At 38.1% G+C, this 16,327-nt stretch carries 16 protein-coding genes; 7 read left to right on the top strand and 9 right to left on the bottom strand.

Annotated elements, in window-relative coordinates; all coding sequences use genetic code 11:
- The 5 genes from QL229_RS16000 to QL229_RS15980 all read left to right on the top strand — a co-directional run bounded on the left by QL229_RS16000 (position 1) and on the right by QL229_RS15980 (position 5,459).
- Positions 1–1,494, top strand: a complete 1,494-nt coding sequence (locus tag QL229_RS16000; protein WP_138558331.1) for a DUF3413 domain-containing protein — start codon at positions 1–3, stop codon at positions 1,492–1,494.
- An 84-nt stretch (positions 1,495–1,578) separates the two neighbouring features.
- Positions 1,579–2,058, top strand: coding sequence for a DUF4124 domain-containing protein (locus tag QL229_RS15995; protein ID WP_138558332.1), 480 nt, complete (start codon positions 1,579–1,581; stop codon positions 2,056–2,058).
- A gap of 91 nt (positions 2,059–2,149) precedes the next feature.
- On the top strand, positions 2,150–3,874 hold the full coding sequence (gene aceK, locus QL229_RS15990) for a bifunctional isocitrate dehydrogenase kinase/phosphatase (protein ID WP_138558333.1): 1,725 nt from the start codon (positions 2,150–2,152) through the stop codon (positions 3,872–3,874).
- A gap of 16 nt (positions 3,875–3,890) precedes the next feature.
- Positions 3,891–4,829 (top strand): LysR family transcriptional regulator, encoded by a 939-nt coding sequence (locus QL229_RS15985; protein ID WP_054554698.1) that lies wholly within the window; start codon positions 3,891–3,893, stop codon positions 4,827–4,829.
- A 186-nt stretch (positions 4,830–5,015) separates the two neighbouring features.
- Positions 5,016–5,459 carry a PA2169 family four-helix-bundle protein gene (locus tag QL229_RS15980; protein WP_054554697.1) on the top strand — a complete coding sequence of 148 codons (444 nt, stop codon included), beginning with the start codon at positions 5,016–5,018 and terminating at the stop codon, positions 5,457–5,459.
- Between the two features lie 215 nt (positions 5,460–5,674).
- Here the strand turns inward: QL229_RS15980 and QL229_RS15975 are convergent, their stop codons facing one another.
- From QL229_RS15975 to QL229_RS15955, 5 genes are all read right to left on the bottom strand, one after another.
- Positions 5,675–6,094, bottom strand: coding sequence for a hypothetical protein (locus QL229_RS15975; RefSeq protein ID WP_138558334.1), 420 nt, complete (start codon positions 6,092–6,094; stop codon positions 5,675–5,677).
- A gap of 135 nt (positions 6,095–6,229) precedes the next feature.
- The gene (locus tag QL229_RS15970) at positions 6,230–6,607 is read right to left on the bottom strand and encodes a hypothetical protein (RefSeq protein WP_138558335.1); all 378 of its coding nucleotides are present in this window, start codon (positions 6,605–6,607) and stop codon (positions 6,230–6,232) included.
- A 126-nt stretch (positions 6,608–6,733) separates the two neighbouring features.
- On the bottom strand, positions 6,734–7,120 hold the full coding sequence (locus QL229_RS15965) for a hypothetical protein (protein ID WP_138558336.1): 387 nt from the start codon (positions 7,118–7,120) through the stop codon (positions 6,734–6,736).
- Between the two features lie 238 nt (positions 7,121–7,358).
- Complete coding sequence (locus QL229_RS15960; RefSeq protein ID WP_235382368.1) at positions 7,359–7,574, bottom strand: hypothetical protein; 216 nt, start codon at positions 7,572–7,574, stop codon at positions 7,359–7,361.
- A gap of 92 nt (positions 7,575–7,666) precedes the next feature.
- The gene (locus tag QL229_RS15955) at positions 7,667–7,822 is read right to left on the bottom strand and encodes a hypothetical protein (RefSeq protein ID WP_235382367.1); all 156 of its coding nucleotides are present in this window, start codon (positions 7,820–7,822) and stop codon (positions 7,667–7,669) included.
- 620 nt (positions 7,823–8,442) lie between these two features.
- Here QL229_RS15955 and QL229_RS15950 point away from each other — a divergent pair.
- Positions 8,443–9,438 (top strand): hypothetical protein, encoded by a 996-nt coding sequence (locus QL229_RS15950; protein ID WP_235382366.1) that lies wholly within the window; start codon positions 8,443–8,445, stop codon positions 9,436–9,438.
- 204 nt (positions 9,439–9,642) lie between these two features.
- Here the strand turns inward: QL229_RS15950 and QL229_RS15945 are convergent, their stop codons facing one another.
- A complete protein-coding gene (locus QL229_RS15945; protein ID WP_138558540.1) occupies positions 9,643–10,620 on the bottom strand; it encodes a catalase family peroxidase in 978 nt (325 codons plus the stop codon).
- 289 nt (positions 10,621–10,909) lie between these two features.
- Here QL229_RS15945 and QL229_RS15940 point away from each other — a divergent pair, with 289 nt between their 5' ends.
- Positions 10,910–11,308 (top strand): biopolymer transporter ExbD, encoded by a 399-nt coding sequence (locus tag QL229_RS15940; protein ID WP_055021032.1) that lies wholly within the window; start codon positions 10,910–10,912, stop codon positions 11,306–11,308.
- 59 nt (positions 11,309–11,367) lie between these two features.
- On the opposite strand, the gene QL229_RS15935 is transcribed toward QL229_RS15940, so the two are convergent.
- From QL229_RS15935 to QL229_RS15925, 3 genes are all read right to left on the bottom strand, one after another.
- Positions 11,368–14,184 carry a TonB-dependent receptor gene (locus tag QL229_RS15935; RefSeq protein WP_135926272.1) on the bottom strand — a complete coding sequence of 939 codons (2,817 nt, stop codon included), beginning with the start codon at positions 14,182–14,184 and terminating at the stop codon, positions 11,368–11,370.
- Positions 14,185–14,399: 215 nt separating this feature from the next.
- Positions 14,400–15,470: a FecR domain-containing protein gene (locus QL229_RS15930; protein WP_135924308.1), complete on the bottom strand. Its 1,071-nt coding sequence runs from the start codon at positions 15,468–15,470 to the stop codon at positions 14,400–14,402.
- On the bottom strand, positions 15,467–16,027 hold the full coding sequence (locus tag QL229_RS15925) for an RNA polymerase sigma factor (RefSeq protein ID WP_135924307.1): 561 nt from the start codon (positions 16,025–16,027) through the stop codon (positions 15,467–15,469). The genes QL229_RS15930 and QL229_RS15925 overlap by 4 nt, the downstream gene beginning before the upstream one ends.
- Between the last annotated feature and the right edge of the window lie 300 nt (positions 16,028–16,327).

Raw genomic sequence — 16,327 nt, 5'->3', positions numbered from 1 at the left:
ATGAATTTATCGCAACAAAGTCAATTCTCATCAAAAGTAAGTCAGCTTCTAAGTTGGGGACATTGGTTCACCTTTGCAAACATAGGCTTAGTGCTATTTATTAGCGTAAGCTACTTAGTTGCAGACAGTGCACCAACCACCTTTATGGGCTATTTATACATGCTCGTAACTTGGTTAAGCCACACCAGCTTTATTACTTTTATTGCCTTTGTTTTGACGATATTTCCATTAAGCTTAGTGTTTCCATACCCTCGGCATATCCGAGGGATGGCGGCTATTATCGCAACGCTTGGTGCTTCATTATTGACACTTGATGCCTATGTGTATTTCAACTTAGGTTATCACTTAAATACATCTGCACTACCCGAAATTGTGTCTTTGCTTTGGCACCGCTTAACAAGCTCACCTGCTCTTACCACGATTCTAGCGGGTGGTATTGTACTTTTAATTTTAGCGTTTCAGTTATTAGTAAGTAACTATACATGGCACCACTTAGCACGCTTAAAGCAATATAAATTTCCGCGTTATGCGACAAGCACGATTCTAATGTGTTTTGCACTGAGCCACAGCATTCATATTTGGGCTGATGCCAACTTAAAGTTCGACATCACTAAACAAGATAATGTCTTGCCATTGTCTTATCCAACAACGGCAAAAAGCTTATTAGCTAAAAATGATTTACTAGATATCGAAAGCTATAAAGAAGCGCATGATGTTAGATTAGATCCACACAACATAGATTACTTAGCACCTACTCCACTTGCTGAATGTAAGGCTGACTCAAGTGCCACAATTGATATTTTGGTATTTGAAAACAATAACGCTCTTGAGCAATTTGTTAGCACTGAACCTGCACTACGTAAGACAGACTTGTTCTTACAACCTATCGAAGCTGAAGACACGTTATTTAGTTTAGTGTACGGCCTACCAGCATTTTACAAAGCCCCGATTCTAGACAAACAGCAGCTCCCTGTTTGGCTTGGTGATAATCGCTCAATACAAATTAATGGTTTTGAACAATTCGAATTTATTAACAACGAAGATATAAATCCGGCTATTCGTCTTATTCGCGCGGATGAAACTACACGCCCACGTGAAGCAGCAAATGCCGTTTTTGCCTTTAGTTTAGCTAATAACAGCAATGGAATTGTCACAGCCTCACGCTTATACAGCTCAGACAAAAAAGTGGTGCAAACTGATGGTCTTATCCAACCAAGCGATATCATTGCCACAAGTGTTGGCCATTATTTCAGCTGTAATACGCTCGCAAAGCAAACTATGCTGGGAAGCAATCTATATAAACGCCATGATGATACCGGTGTTAACTATTCTCAAGATGTTTTTATTGCCTTTAAGAAAGACCGAATTACTCTGATTGACTCTGATGGTAATTTTAAAAATATTTCTGCTGCACAAGGTTTTGCGATTGAGCAAAGACTTGATGTCCCGTTTTTGGTGCAAAGTATTAAAAAACTAAAACGTTATACGCCTTAGTGATTATTGATAAATCATTATTACGAGCTAGTTTTAAATATACCCACACACAGCCCTATTACTGATTTAGGAGACATGGATGTCATGAAAACTATAATCACTTTTTCAATAATAGTTTGTTTGTTGACTTGCTCCCTTTCATCACTTGCTGCAACAACTGAATACTATAAGTGCGTCACAGACAGAGGCACCGTTTTTAGTGAATACCCCTGCGGTAACCGTGCAACCAAGCACAAAATCCACGTTACCGATCCCGACATTAAAGCACCTAATAATTATGTTAAAGAGCTGAATGAATTAGAGCGCCAGCAAATTATTAGAGATCTCGAAGCTGAGATCCGTAGTTATAAGTATCGTTTAGATATTTTGAGTCGCGATCGAGATAGAGCGCAATATCAACAAGAACAACGCTTAAATAAAAGGTTGTCAGATAAAAAAGCGAAAGAAATTAACAAAGACATAAATAAACAGCTTAAAGCAATTAATAAGCAATACGTGCGAGACGTGAAAAACATTAACAAAAAAATCGTAAACTTAGAGAAAAAACTCGCTCGATATAATTAAATACACTTTACTATTGGGTTTAAAGAATAAATAACATATTCTTAACACCTATAGAGTTATTGCTCTATGTTGGTATAAGTAAGGAGTTTATATGCAGCCACAACACATTGCAGAGTTAATTTTATCTGGGTTTCGCAATCACTATAAACTCTTTCAAGCAATTACTGCTAAAGCGCCACTCGCGTTTGCACAGCGTGATTGGCAAAAAATAAATGAAATAAGCAAACTCAGAATTAGCCATTACGATGATCGGGTTAACGAAACCATTGCTAAGCTCAAATCGCTTAATGAACAGCAAATTATTACCTTAGACCAAACCTGCTGGCTTGAAACCAAACAACTTTATCAGCAATTTTTGCGCTTTCACCCTCAAGCAGAACTCGCCGAAACCTTTTACAACTCAGTTTTTTGTCGTTTATTCCATCGCCGTTATTTTAATAATGACTTTATATTTGTAAAAGCAACGCTAGCAGATGCCCCAGCATTGCCAATGGAAGCCGAATACCGTAGTTACCACCCGGTTGTTGATGGTTTAAGACCTACTATTCGCAAAATTATTAACCAGTTTGATTTTAAAGCCCCCTTTGTTGATTTAGAACGGGATATTCGCTTGCTGGTAAAAGCCTTTTATAAACAAGCACCCGATACACATCATCAAGCATGGCAAATGCGCTTTGATATACTGCAAGCCCCGTTTTACCGTAACAAAGCCGCTTATATTGTTGGCCGGGTCGTTTCAGAAAGTGGCGTACAGCCATTTATTATTGCGGTATTGCACCACGAAGACAAAGGCCTATACCTCGACGCCCTACTTACCAAATCATCACAAATGCGGGTTATCTTTGGTTTTGCGCGCGCTTATTTTATGGTTGAAACCCATGCACCATCTGCGTTAGTACGCTTTTTAAATCAGCTTATGCCTAATAAAACACTGGCAGAGCTGTACAACGCCATAGGTTTTCATAAACAAGGTAAGACCGAATTTTATCGTGAGTTTTTAAGTCATTTAGATCATTCAAATGACCAACTCGTTATAGCCCCCGGTACACCTGGTATGGTAATGATGGTATTTACACTGCCCTCGTTTGGCTATGTATTTAAAGTAATTAAAGACACCTTTGGTGAAAGCAAACCCTTTGGCCGCGATACCGTATTAAAACGCTACCAATTAGTAAAAAGTCATGATCGTGTTGGTCGCATGGCCGATACCATAGAGTATTCGAACGTCGTATTTCCACTTGCTCGATTTGATAGTAAATTACTTGAAGAGTTACATAAAACGATTGGTTCTTCGATGATTATTGAAGGCGAATGGCTAATCATCAAGCATTTATATATTGAAAGACGGATGACACCGTTAAATCTTTATCTTGAAAATGCCAGTGAGCAACAAGCTTTTGAGGCAATAGAAGAATATGGCCAAGCCTTAAAAGAAATGATCGCTGTTAATATTTTCCCAGGCGACATGCTGTTGAAAAACTTTGGGGTGAGTAAACATAATCGCGTTATTTTTTATGACTACGATGAAGTTCAGTATCTAACCGATATGAATTTTCGTGCCTTACCTAAAGCCAAAACGTACGATGATTACCTAACTAATGAGCAAAGCTACTCTGTAGCACCACAAGATGTGTTTCCAGAGCAATTATGTACCTTTGTGACAGCAAACCCGGTGTATAAGCAATACTTATTGAGTACACACCCAGAGCTTGAAGATCCAGCCTATTGGCGACAAGCACAATACAACTTTAAGCAAGGTGTAGTAAGCCATATTTACCCATACCCTGCTGCACAACGATTTATCCATTATTGGTAAACACCAAGGACACAGAATGAATATTAGTAAAATAGATTTAAACTTACTTGTTTACCTAGATACTCTTCTCAGGGAATGTAATGTAACCAAAGCAGCTAACCAGCTTAGCATTACCCAGCCAGCAATGAGTAATGGCTTAAAACGCTTACGTAATTTATTTAACGACCCTATTTTGGTGCGTACCAGTGAGGGTATGGTACCGACAGAGCGTGCAAAAGAGTTACAGCCAGTGATCCGCGGCATATTAATGACCCTTGAAGAAACACTTGCACCAAACCGCGAGTTTGAGGCATCACAAAGTAAACGTGTTTTTCGTATCATGGCCAGTGACTATGCAGCAAGTACCCTTGCCCCACGCTTGTTAAGTAAATTACACGAAGAAGCCCCTGATACCACACTCGATATTTTGACCCCAAGTGATGTAACCTTCCACGATGTTGAAAACGGTAAAGTGGATATGGCTATCAACCGCTTTGAAAACTTACCGCAATCGTTTCACTATAAGCAAATTTGGAAAGACAGCTTTTGTTGCCTAGTGAAAGCAGATAACCCGATTATTAAAGACTTTAGCCTCGACAGCTATTTAAAAGCGCGTCATATCTGGGTAAGTAAAACAGGCTTTGGTGTAGGCGTTGGTATGGATCCGAAAGATGTGCAAAAGCTAGGTTGGGTCGATGAGGCGCTCGCTCACTTTGGTAAACACCGTAATATTGCCACCTTTACCCGTAACTACCACGTTGCCATTCACTTAGCGAAAGAGCAAAACTTGGTTGCAACATTACCCTCAAAAGCTGCAAATATTTATTTAGACGATCCGGGCCTTAAAATTCTTGAGCCGCCATTCCCTATTCCGCCGTTTGAGCTCGATATGATTTGGAGCCCGCTATTACACCGTGATGCAAGCCATATTTGGTTACGCCAAAAGGTTGCAGAAGTGGCCGACGAGCTTAAGTAAGATTTTACCCACCAAATTGTAATTATTGCTGATAAGCAAAGTATTAGCTTAGCTTATCAGCAGTACCCCTCCTATTAAAAACCAACAACCACCTGAAATAAATCAACTTTATATTTAAGTAATGAACTGGAATATGCTTTGCAAGTATCTAATTGCATTGTTTTTAATATTCAAAAAGAGGTCATTATGAATACTCATCAAGGACAAGACGTTCATCATATTGCAGATATCATCCAAGTTATGAATAGCGGTATCGATTTTTATGAAAAAGCTCAGGAAAAAGTAACCGACCCAAGCATTATTGCCTTATTTCAACGTATGATAGATGCGCGTAAAGTAAGTGTTGAGCGCTTACAACCTTATGCTATTAACGAAAATGGCGAGCGCGAAAATGGCTCTGACTTTGCTGTAGAAGCACGTAAAGCCTATACATCACTAATTACTAAACTAGGTGCCGACAAAAACGCCACATATGTTAGCGAACTTGAAGAAGTTGAAGATAAAACACTAGCTGAAATCAAACATGCGCTTAAAAAACCACAACCCCATGATTGTGAAGCCGCGTTATCAAAAACCTTGCTGACAATTCAAAGTTGTCATGCTGAAATGAGTAAAATGAAAAAGCATTAAATTGTGAGAGTGCAAAGCCCAGTTAAGCTGGGCTTTTATCTGTTTAGATTTAGATATTACTTCCAACTTTTGGCACTCAAGCCTCCAGTTACAAGTAACGCCCTATTGAAGTGTTGGAATAGCAATACCGGTTTGTCGAACACCAAATTAGTCATTAAAATCAGTACGTGGAAAAAATGTCACGAATTGCGAATAGTTTTTTAGGTTAACGTCGTTCACATAGAAGACCATTGCTTATTTAACCCTATTAAATGAACTATGCCTAAAGATAGGCAAATTATCGAACTCCAAACCCAAAACTCAGGTGAGCGTCCCATAGGTGAGTTTATAAAGAAAAAGCCTGCTATCCCACGAACAAAATAAATTAACGTTATTAATATAAGAACAGTCCGAATTAACGGGAGTTTAAATATTACTCCAGCAGCTGAAAACGCATACATTGACCAGATGGAGAGTACAAAGAAAATTCCAGTAGTAATCAAAGTTGGTTCTATACTCCCCTGCTCAGAAAGTAACGCCATTCTCTCCCCCGCCCCAAAGAAACGATACCATGGTGCACCAAAATAAATACAACCTAAATGAAGAATGGCAGCTAAAGCATTTAATGCACCCGCAATAATCAGAAAAATATTCATACCTTATGGAACCTCCATTTAAGTCTCTTTTACCAACGCCGTAATCGACAGAAAGAATAGCAGGCTAAAAAATTAAATACGTAGGAGGGCAAGCCCGCTGTTTTATATCCTTTGCAGCTAAAGCATTTATGATGCTTACAATACTCCAACCAGACCTAAAACCCCAATAGGTAACAATAAAGTCCATTGCGGCAACTTTACGAATGTATGATACTTAAAAAAATACCAACCCACAGTTATAAAGACACAAGAAAAAATGACAAAGCTTATCGATATTCCAATGACAATGTTTTGATATAACCCTAAATTGAACCAACCAATATATGATAAAACAAAACCTGAGATAACGAGGATAGTTGATACAATGTGCCAACACCCTAATAGAGTTGCTTTAGGAATGTCAGGAAGATTAGACTTTAGAAAAGGTTTAACTGGATCAACTTGACCTGCGAAGATATGCACAATCGAAGTAAATATACATACGATTCCTGCTGCAAATACCCAAGTATTCATCGTACACTCCTTGTAAAAATAATCCCACATTAAATCGTGAGCAATACATTAAAATATTTAAGCACGCTCCAAATCACTCAACTAAAAAAAGATAAAACACCACGCATTATATTTCTTTTAAAAAACTTATGTGCACTTATTTACTGTAGCTAAACCTAGATCTATATTTGAAACTATATACCCATACTCTTTTTTCGTTAAATTTTTAGACTGATATTGCTGCTTAGCTAGTTCGTGTGTCCAAGCCTTTTCACACGGAGCTAAGGGAATAGCTGTATCAATCGATAAAAGATGCTCTTCCTTTATTACACCGCCTTTTTTAACAATATTTTTGGCACAAAGGCTTAAAGCATATTCAACAGCAAATTTATCGACACTAGGCATACCAATAAATTCTACGTCGTAAGCAAGCTTTTTATGACCTTCAGTATCAACATAATAAAGCTGACCCGATGTAGTACAGCCTGAGCTAAAGAAAATAATGATAATCAATAAAATATGCTTAGTGCTCACTTTGCTTCCTTTAAGTAATTTATTATTACTATTACTAAACCTTGCTCCATTAGCCTATACACTGCTGTAATACTCACTGAAAGCTATGTAAGAAACTAATTTTAGAGATTTCTATATTAATCACTTAAGACATAACGACATCATAGAAAATGTAATAATGTTAGCTAAAATCACTGAGGGACAAAAATCTAATCACCTTTAAGACAGATTTATCATTTTTTATCTTATTATGTCTCAATTACCCATGATGTCGACGAATGTGTTTGATTAAGCCTAATTGATTAAACTCAAGTGAAACAATATTGGTTTTATTGTACTTGATAGTTTTGTCTAAATGAGCTGGTTTAACTTTACCTGATTCAGTCATTTTTACCAAAACTACGTTAGCACCAACCATAATCTCATTTATTTCTATTGAACTATAAATAACTTCATCATTTAGCTTACTTATCATATCCTCGCGAAGTTTTGATTTATCTGAATAAACAAATTTATATTTGACGTGTTCATCAATGAAATCATCAGCTAGTAACGAGATAAAGTAGTCTACTTCTTTAATTGTTGTGTCGGGCTGCTGACGCGCATTTTTGCCGCTACAAATGCTTTAGCTTTCTCAATTAATTGCTCTGAAGTGAATTGGTCATTTGCATTACTGGTAAATGAAAAAAGAAAACAAATGAACACTAATATAGATTTTTTCACGAAACTCTCCTTGTATACCTAACATTATGGTATTTATACGACACGTTGTTTGCGTTGCATAATAGTTTGTTGAGCTGAGTTGCTACATGCTCAGTTGGTTAAGTGGGTGTTGTTTATGCTACAGCTCCCTGTAATGCTCAGCGCTTGTAATGTATCCATACACATAAATTTGGCTACATTAATAATTATATTTTCACGCTTAAAAGACCTTTAGCCTGAACAGTGAAAGAAGTTAACTAATTGACTTTATACAGTTGCATTAGCCGCTTAGTAATTCGCATTTATTTAGTCACTGTTCGTTCTCTACCGAAGTTCGTCTAACTGCCAATTATAGGCAATCAAGTATGATTCGTAACTGCCACGCAAAGGGTTATTTCAAATATTTTAAGATCTGTTTCGAGCGATAACCAGTCATCGATATTTACTAAAATCAGTTTGGTTAGCTAATATAATAAATAAAACTTGCTTCGATAATTTTTTACAATTAACTTATTAAGCACCAATGAAAACTCATCATTTACAAAAAACAAAATTTTGTTAAAAATAAACCCATCATAAAAAAGCTTTAAATCAAAATCAAAACGCAATATTATAATTATATTTTTATGGATTTATATATTATGGAATACAAAACTAATAACAACTATGGATTTACCAAGCTTTTCTCTAGTTATTTTTGGCTAGGTTTGGTTTTGGTTTTATTTTCTGTTATTTTAGATTTAAAGTTTCCTAATATGCCTTTTTGGGCATTAGCATGTACAGGACTTCTAGAGTCTGTAGGTATAGCCATTTTAGTCGCCTCAATCTTTACTTATGCATCAGGAACCTCTGAATTTGTTAATAAAATCAAGTCACTATTGCAAGATATTGTAGTAAGCAGGAATTTTTTAGGGAATATTGATTCTGAAAGTAAACGGGACGCATTAAGCGCGTTAATAAAACCATCGATAGAAGAAAAAAGAATTTATTCAAATATCGAAGATTACTTAAATACATATATCATTCAAACTATGGATGTAACAAATAAATGTGTAAGAAGTAATTACAATGTTCACGCAAGAGCTTATTTAAATAAAGAACACAATACTATTTGTGTAGACTCAAATATTAGCTATCGTTTGTACCCGACTAAAGATGGCTATAGTGATATTAAAGTTGGTTTTTTAGCTTCGGAAATACTTTCCACATGTAATCAAATTGTAGTAAATACGCCACATGGTGATAGAGAGGTATTTGAAACGCTCGAATTTAAAGAAGTTGAAATTGATGTTGGTAAAGCTAGAATTGCCACTATAGATTTATCAAAACACGCTAAAAAATGTTCCCATTTAGACATTTCTCTTGATATGACTGAATCAGGATCGGACCATTGGATTATGTTATCTTTTGGAGCAATGATGCCAACGGATGGTTTCAAACATAGTTTACGTTGTGATGATGGCTTAAAAGTAAATAGTTTTCATACTTTCATTCATGGCGCTCAATTTTATACTGACAAGCCATCTGATACAGAAATGATTACTTCTTGTAATGAATGGATAAACGAGGGTACAGGTCTTTCAATACTTGTATCTCTTCCGCACGAAATGGCTAACAAACCAATCAAACAGGACTAAAAAGTTTACTTAGTTTCGCTTATCTACACTTTTTTGCAAATAAATTTTAGTCGTATATTAGGACCTAAGCCCATAAAAATTATTACCAGAAACTCATCTAATACTGCCGACAAACTAAATTCCCCCTACTGTCTCTTCTAACACATATACACCTGTCAGGTTTATTAATTCCTTTTAAACAAACCTGACAGATACAATTAAGAGTTATTGCCCCGTTAAACGCTTCGCAAATGAAATTGCATAAGCTGTTGAGCGCAATTTAAGTACTTTGTCATCACTTGGCATAAAGCCTTTAGATAGTAGATTTGGGTCATAATTAGTAAGATCGCAGCCTGACTCACCTGTCGATTCTATGGTGAGCTTTCCTAAATTTATTGTTTTGCGATCCGCAGGCCAACGGACTGAAGGGTCAGTTAATGCATCACCGGGCTCGGCTAACTCTGCTTGAAAACGATAATGCACCTTCCCTTTCGCTAAATCCTCTTCAAGTCGATTAGCCAGAAATGATTTAGGGAACGTTTTCATTTGCTCTTCAGTTAGCACCTGTTCTGGCTCTTCTGGCACCATGGTCCATCTAAAGGCATGCTTAGCGCCCTTTTCATCAACCATGTAAAAGGTATGCACACCAAAATAACGCGAAGACACATACGATGCTGGCGGGTTATGGCTTTGTAGCCAATTAAATTGCCCTAAGGTACTTGGGTTTTGTTCTCTGTATGCTTTTACTTTAGCAAAATCGATTTGACCTGTTTTTTCGTCAGGTACTAAGGTACTAAGCAAGCCAAAAAAAGCTTCTGGGCTGTTACCTGCAAATACTGGCGTAGTAAGCCCTGCAATATTATGCACATCACCATTTTCTAGCACAAACTGCACCCCCATTCCACGCGGCGAGCGTGATGTTTCATCAGCATGAGGGTTACCACCGCCCATAGAAAAGCGAATATTTGCTTTTGACGCTGCGTTAAATAAAGGGCTGATTGAATACTGTTTTGCTGCTTGATTAGGTGTAAATGTGCCAACAGTGCACACCCCTTTGGCGTGACCTTTTCTGATACCGGGCTGCTTACCTGACAGCTTCTCAAATAAATTTATGAAATCTTGCCCGTTTACTGGTTGTTCAGCAAAACTTGCTGTTGGTAATACAAGGCACATAGCACAAACTAAAGCCTTAATTTTTAGCATTTATCCATCCTTTAAACTTAGTTCCAACAAAAATGACCAGACAAACTTCAAAATGATTTCATCAAAGCTAATAAATATTTTTACCAACAAAAACGCTACAAACATTTAATAAACTTAGAATATTTATTTAACTACCATTTTTTTAAAAGCTGCTAACTTTAAATTTAGGATCCTAAAAACTGCTGTGGCGCCCAGCATTTTAAAAATAATCCGTGGTATTAATCACGACTATGGCTAGTCACTTAATCGTAAATTTTGTGGCTTGGTCAAAAACAACAAGGACCTAATTATGGTGAAACAACATAAAAAAACCACTGCAAACGCTGATGTAGATATGACTCCTATGCTCGATATTGTGTTTATCTTGTTGATATTTTTTATTGTCACAACCTCGTTTGTTAAAGAGCGCGCTATTGAAGTGAATCGCCCTTTAGCAAAACCAAGCCTTGAAAACCCGAAAAAACAAGCGCAATTTACTATTACTGAAAACGACAGTATTTACTTTGCAAACCGGCTTATCACACCAGAGCAAATAATCGCTAACCTTGCGTTATTTGCCGCACAGTTTGAAATGACCAATGTGCAAGTAACGGCAAGTGAACAAAGCAGCCACAAAACCTTGGTCACCTTGCTTGATAAAATAAAACAATATCAAGATGTGCCAATTTCTATAAGTACGTCTTTATAACTAAAAAAGGGCCAAATGGCCCTTTGCAAAGTTAAATAATAAAAGAATCTAAAGGGAGTTTAGAACTTATACTCTGCACCTACGTAATAGTACGCACCGTTAAAACCAAATGGTGCTGAACGACGTGAGTAAGTGAATACACCTGGGCTTGAAACAATTGTGTTGCCGCTTGCATCAACAATCGTACCCGAGCGTGAATTACCAATGGTGTTCTTATCTGGGTAAACATCAAATAAGTTATTTGCACCAATGTTAAATGACAGATTTTCGTTAAAGAAGTAGTTAACTTTTACATCAGTTAAGATTTCAGCACCGTATGTTTGACGACCACCGTCTTCAACTGTGTATTCGCCGTAACGGTTTAGTGATAGGTTTACAGTCCAATCTTCTAAACGGTAAAGCGCACTTAAGTTAATGCGGTCTTCTGGTTGCCATTCTTCAATAATTGATGTTTCTTGCGCAGAAAACACATCTTCTACCGGAATAGTCTCAAGGCCACTTCCTGATGGCGTAAATAAATCAACCACATCTGTTTTAGTGAAGTTAGCAGCAAAGGTGAAATCAAGCGTACCGCCTAGGCCTTCTGTGTTCCATGTAGCAACTAAATCAACACCTTCTGTTTCTGTGTCTGCACCATTTAAGAAGAACTGACCCGCACCTGCGCCTGAGCTTTCAAGTGCAGCATCTAGCGTATCTGATAAACCTTTACCTAAACGGTTAGAAATAACGATACGGTCGTCGATATCAATCGAGTAGTAGTCAATGGTTAAATTGATATTGTCGGTAACGTTATACACAATACCTAAACTGCGGTTTTGTGATTTCTCTTCTTTTAGCTTAGGAATACCAATTGATTGCGCTAAGGTACTGTCGTTTCTGAACGTACCGACTTGCTCAGCGACTAAGCTGCCATCATCACCCACAACAAACTGTGTACTTACGTTATTAAAGTAAAGTTGTTGCATTGAAGGCGCTCTAAAACCTGTGCTTAGTGCACCACGTAAAGACACATCTTCAGTAATTGACCAGTTACCCGCTAGCTTAAAGTTAACTGTATCGCCAAAGCCTTTGTAGTTATCGTAACGAACCGCACCTGAGATGATGACATCATCGATAACATAGGTTTCTGCATCCATGTAGAATGAGATCACATCGCGCGACTCATCAACTGATGATGCCGGATCTGAGCCACCAAAACCTTGCGTACCACTTGCTGCATCAACACTACCAACACCGCCATTTAGGCCTGAGTAAATGCTAACGCCATCAACTGTGTCGTAATCACGGTATGCGTATTCACTACCTTCAAGAATGCGGAACTCATCAGTACGTAGCTCAGCACCCAGTGCTAATGAAAAATTGTCGTAGTCTTTAGTGTAATCAAGGTTAAGTGTTTGAAGCGATAATTCAAGGCCATATGCATACGCTGAACGCGGGATAGTGGCACGAATTTCATCAGCGCTTAAACCTTGGTTATAACGAAGGTAGTTTGCGTATGAACCATTGATAGTGTCGCTTGTTGTGTAATCAATGCTGTTTTCACCGTAGGTGTAAGATAAATCAATGCTTGAATCATTATCAAACGACTTTTTAAAGCCCACGTTGTAAGACACGTCATCAATGATGGTATTAATCTTAGGTAAGAAACCCATAGGAATGGTTGCATCGCCATCTTGTAATACTGGGTTACCATTTGCATTTGCGTTATGACGGAAAAACGCTGCTGATTCGTTTTCACGATTTGAATAGGTGATAAAGCCATATAATTCACCACCAGCTAATTCGTAGCCAGTATTAATCGTTAAAGCAAATTGCTGTGAATCTGCATCACCGATTCTAAATGTATCACGAGGTGCTGTTAACTCACGCGGATCGCCAGCTAATAGCGTACCGTCATCAAGTTCTGTACAGCCGTAAAATTGACAAGAACCATGAAGGCCTGCACGGTTAGTTGGCGCACGGTCACGGTAATTAATTGTGGTGTTAAGATAACCTTCATCACCTAAAGCAAAACCTTTGTTGAAATCAACAGTAACCGTTTCACCATCGCCTTCTGAATACTCACCGTAGTTGATAGCAGCTTTACCGCCTTCTTCGGCGTCTTTTAATACGATATTGATAACACCTGCAATCGCATCTGAACCATATTGTGCAGCAGCACCATCACGTAATACTTCGATACGTTTGATTGCAGCAGCAGGGATAGCGTTCATGTCAGTACCAGCCGTACCACGACCTACTGACGTATTGATGTGGATAAGGCTCGCTTGATGGCGGCGTTTACCGTTGATAAGCACTAAGGTTTGATCTGGTCCTAAGCCACGCAATGTTGCTGGGCGAAGTGCATCTGTACCATCACTGATAGACGAGCTTGAAAAGTTAAACGATGGAGCGATTGCTTGAAGCATACGGCCTACTTCTGTTTGGCCTGTATTCTCAAGTGCTTCGGCACTTAAAATATCAACCGGAACCGGTAAATCTTCAACCGAGCGTCCTGCTACACGGCTACCGACAACGGCAATTTTTTCGATGTTTTGTTCTGCTGCTTGATCTTCTGCTAATGCTTGCGTATTGGCGGCTAGCAGTAATGGCACGACTGCAGCGCTGACCCCTGATACTTTGATCATGTTGTTATCTTTCCTATCTACTTGTTTGAGTTTTATCCTCAGCAAGCCTTGTTGATCAACAACCGCATCAAGCTCAGTACCTTCTAGCATCGCATTCAGTGCATCGAGTTTAGTGTAAAAACCAAATAACGATTGTGCCTGATATTGCTTCGCTAATTCGAAAGAAAAAATGACTGTTTGTTCGGTTTGCTTTGCAAATTCGATTAAAGCCAAATCAGCTCGTTGCGCTTTGATGTCAAATTGCAGCATTTGTTTTTCAGCTGCAATTGCTGTTTGGCCGACGGTAAGGCCATAAACAACAAATGAGGCTGGTAACAACTGCAATTGCTTACTGTGCAACTTAAACAAACAGGTGAGGGAAAAAAATCCACTATGTAAATTTAACTTTTTTTTAATTAATTTTTTGTGACGAGAAAGTGGCGCACAATTAACATCATAATATTGGCGTATTCTCATAGGCAGAACTAACCTTTTGCAGCGAACGTTAAGCTAACACGATGCTCACCCAAACGTTGATGATTTACTGACAAATTTGCCTGTAGTGAATCAAGTAGGCCTTTAATATCGCCAGCTTTAAACACACCTGCTACCTTCAAAGATGCAAGTTCAGGATCGCTAAGCTCAAATCTCGTTGCTGTATAACGACTAACTTCTTGAAGTGCCTCGCTTAATGGTTCACCACTAAAGATCAGCATTCCATGTTGCCATGCAAGATCGCGTTGCACATCATCTGCTGAAAGCTGCTTGATTGGCTCGGTTTTACTGTGTTTAATCAGCGCTTTTTCACCAGATATAACAACATTCGCTTTTAGTTTTTTTATGTCAGAGCTGTTATCTGAAGCACTTTTTAATCTGTCAAAGTCACTTGCATCAACATGAGTATTTGGATCGGCAATCATTACTTTGCCTTCAGTGACCACTAATTCTAAGTCTGATGCAGTATTTCGCTGAACATTAAACACTGTACCAAGTGCAGTAAAAGATTTATCACCCGCGATCACTGTAAATGGACGGCTTGCATCTTTAGCAACGTTAAAACGCCCTTCGCCACGGTTTAAAATTAACTGGCGACGAGTTCCCGTATAAGCCACTTCAAGTTTTGTATTGGTATTAAGTTGTACAATCGTGCTATCTGGCAAGACGAATGTAGCTTGCTCACCCACTTTTGTCCGGTAAATTTTGTTAAACTTCGCGTAATCGTTCTCTTCACTTTGCCAATAACTAGAATAAATCAACATAATGCAACCAAACAGCATCACAATTAAAAAGCTGGCGGCTGTTGCCATGCCAAATACTGCGGGCTGTTTTTGTGGTGCTTTGTAAGGAAACAGGCTACTTAGCTCGTTAAGTACACTCATTTCATCCCACAAGGTTGCAAGCTCAAAAAGTGCTTCTTGGTGTGCAGCACTTTGATGGGCCCACATATGTAATTGGCTTACTTCATCTTTTGATAAACCACGGTCAATGGCGCTTATCCACTGACTCGCCTGCTCTTGAATCATTTCTTTTGATGAAAACGGGTGAACATTACTCATTTGTTCACCTCTTTAGCAGCGAACTCTGTGGTTGTAGGGTGACTGTGGGTTTGAACGTCGTGAGATTTCATTGCTCGGTGAACATGTAATAAGCCTTTGGCTATGTGTTTTTCAACAGTGCTTTCGCTGAGTTCCATTTTAGCAGCAATTTCCTTTTGGCTTAGGCCGTAGACTTTCTTTAAAATAAAGCATTTTTTTACTTGCGGACTTAGTTCGTTAGTTACCCGGCAAAAAAACAAAAAGCGTTCTTTTGAGGTCACTTCATCTTCTAAGGCCATTGAGCGCATTTGATGCTCAACTTGTTGTTGCTCATCTAACGACTCTTTATATTTATTATCCCATTTAGCAATATGGTTTAGTGCTAAATGTTTTGCCGTTTTCAGCATATAACTATGAGTGTACTCTATATTTTGTCTAAGATCGGCCTCATAACTTTTGATAAACGTTTCTTGCACAATATCTTCTACATCATCAGGGCTGACGATACGTGATACAAAGCGCCTAAGCTTGCTCGATATCTCAGTAAAAGCAGTGATCACACCTGTTCTATCTGTCATCCTTTACTCACATTTATTATATTTTTATTGCTTTAGGGTACGAGATTTCAGTTTAATTACAAGCCATTTGTTAAAATTTTGTGCCTCACGTTAATACACCCAAATAAAATCATATTTATACCTTACATTTATTTAAGGAAAGCTGCTGATTTTAGTACATTTGTATAACCAACTTACCATCACAGCAAATCTAATAAACAATAACTAACCAAGCCTCAAAAGTAGATAAATATGATTTCTACTGGTTTACTTTGCTAACTCGTTTTAATAATCCTCATTAAAGTAGTTTTTTGTATCGAT

This window comes from Pseudoalteromonas sp. PAR1 (genome assembly GCF_947311895.1).
Taxonomy (GTDB): Bacteria; Pseudomonadota; Gammaproteobacteria; order Enterobacterales; family Alteromonadaceae; genus Pseudoalteromonas; species Pseudoalteromonas lipolytica_C.
The sequence above is the reverse complement of the archived record's forward strand: the minus strand, read 5'-3'. Positions and strand labels throughout refer to the sequence as shown.

What these genes read in the sequence shown, in the direction of transcription:
- QL229_RS15950 (WP_235382366.1), top strand. Translation starts at nt 8,443, where the DNA reads ATGGAATACAAAACTAATAACAACTATGGATTTACCAAGCTTTTCTCT.
- QL229_RS15975 (WP_138558334.1), bottom strand. Translation starts at nt 6,094, where the DNA reads ATGAATATTTTTCTGATTATTGCGGGTGCATTAAATGCTTTAGCTGCC.
- QL229_RS15970 (WP_138558335.1), bottom strand. Translation starts at nt 6,607, where the DNA reads ATGAATACTTGGGTATTTGCAGCAGGAATCGTATGTATATTTACTTCG.
- aceK (WP_138558333.1), top strand. Translation starts at nt 2,150, where the DNA reads ATGCAGCCACAACACATTGCAGAGTTAATTTTATCTGGGTTTCGCAAT.
- QL229_RS15960 (WP_235382368.1), bottom strand. Translation starts at nt 7,574, where the DNA reads ATGATAAGTAAGCTAAATGATGAAGTTATTTATAGTTCAATAGAAATA.
- QL229_RS15940 (WP_055021032.1), top strand. Translation starts at nt 10,910, where the DNA reads ATGGTGAAACAACATAAAAAAACCACTGCAAACGCTGATGTAGATATG.
- QL229_RS15980 (WP_054554697.1), top strand. Translation starts at nt 5,016, where the DNA reads ATGAATACTCATCAAGGACAAGACGTTCATCATATTGCAGATATCATC.
- QL229_RS15930 (WP_135924308.1), bottom strand. Translation starts at nt 15,470, where the DNA reads ATGAGTAATGTTCACCCGTTTTCATCAAAAGAAATGATTCAAGAGCAG.
- QL229_RS15995 (WP_138558332.1), top strand. Translation starts at nt 1,579, where the DNA reads ATGAAAACTATAATCACTTTTTCAATAATAGTTTGTTTGTTGACTTGC.
- QL229_RS15985 (WP_054554698.1), top strand. Translation starts at nt 3,891, where the DNA reads ATGAATATTAGTAAAATAGATTTAAACTTACTTGTTTACCTAGATACT.
- QL229_RS16000 (WP_138558331.1), top strand. Translation starts at nt 1, where the DNA reads ATGAATTTATCGCAACAAAGTCAATTCTCATCAAAAGTAAGTCAGCTT.
- QL229_RS15935 (WP_135926272.1), bottom strand. Translation starts at nt 14,184, where the DNA reads ATGCTGCAATTTGACATCAAAGCGCAACGAGCTGATTTGGCTTTAATC.
- QL229_RS15925 (WP_135924307.1), bottom strand. Translation starts at nt 16,027, where the DNA reads ATGACAGATAGAACAGGTGTGATCACTGCTTTTACTGAGATATCGAGC.
- QL229_RS15945 (WP_138558540.1), bottom strand. Translation starts at nt 10,620, where the DNA reads ATGCTAAAAATTAAGGCTTTAGTTTGTGCTATGTGCCTTGTATTACCA.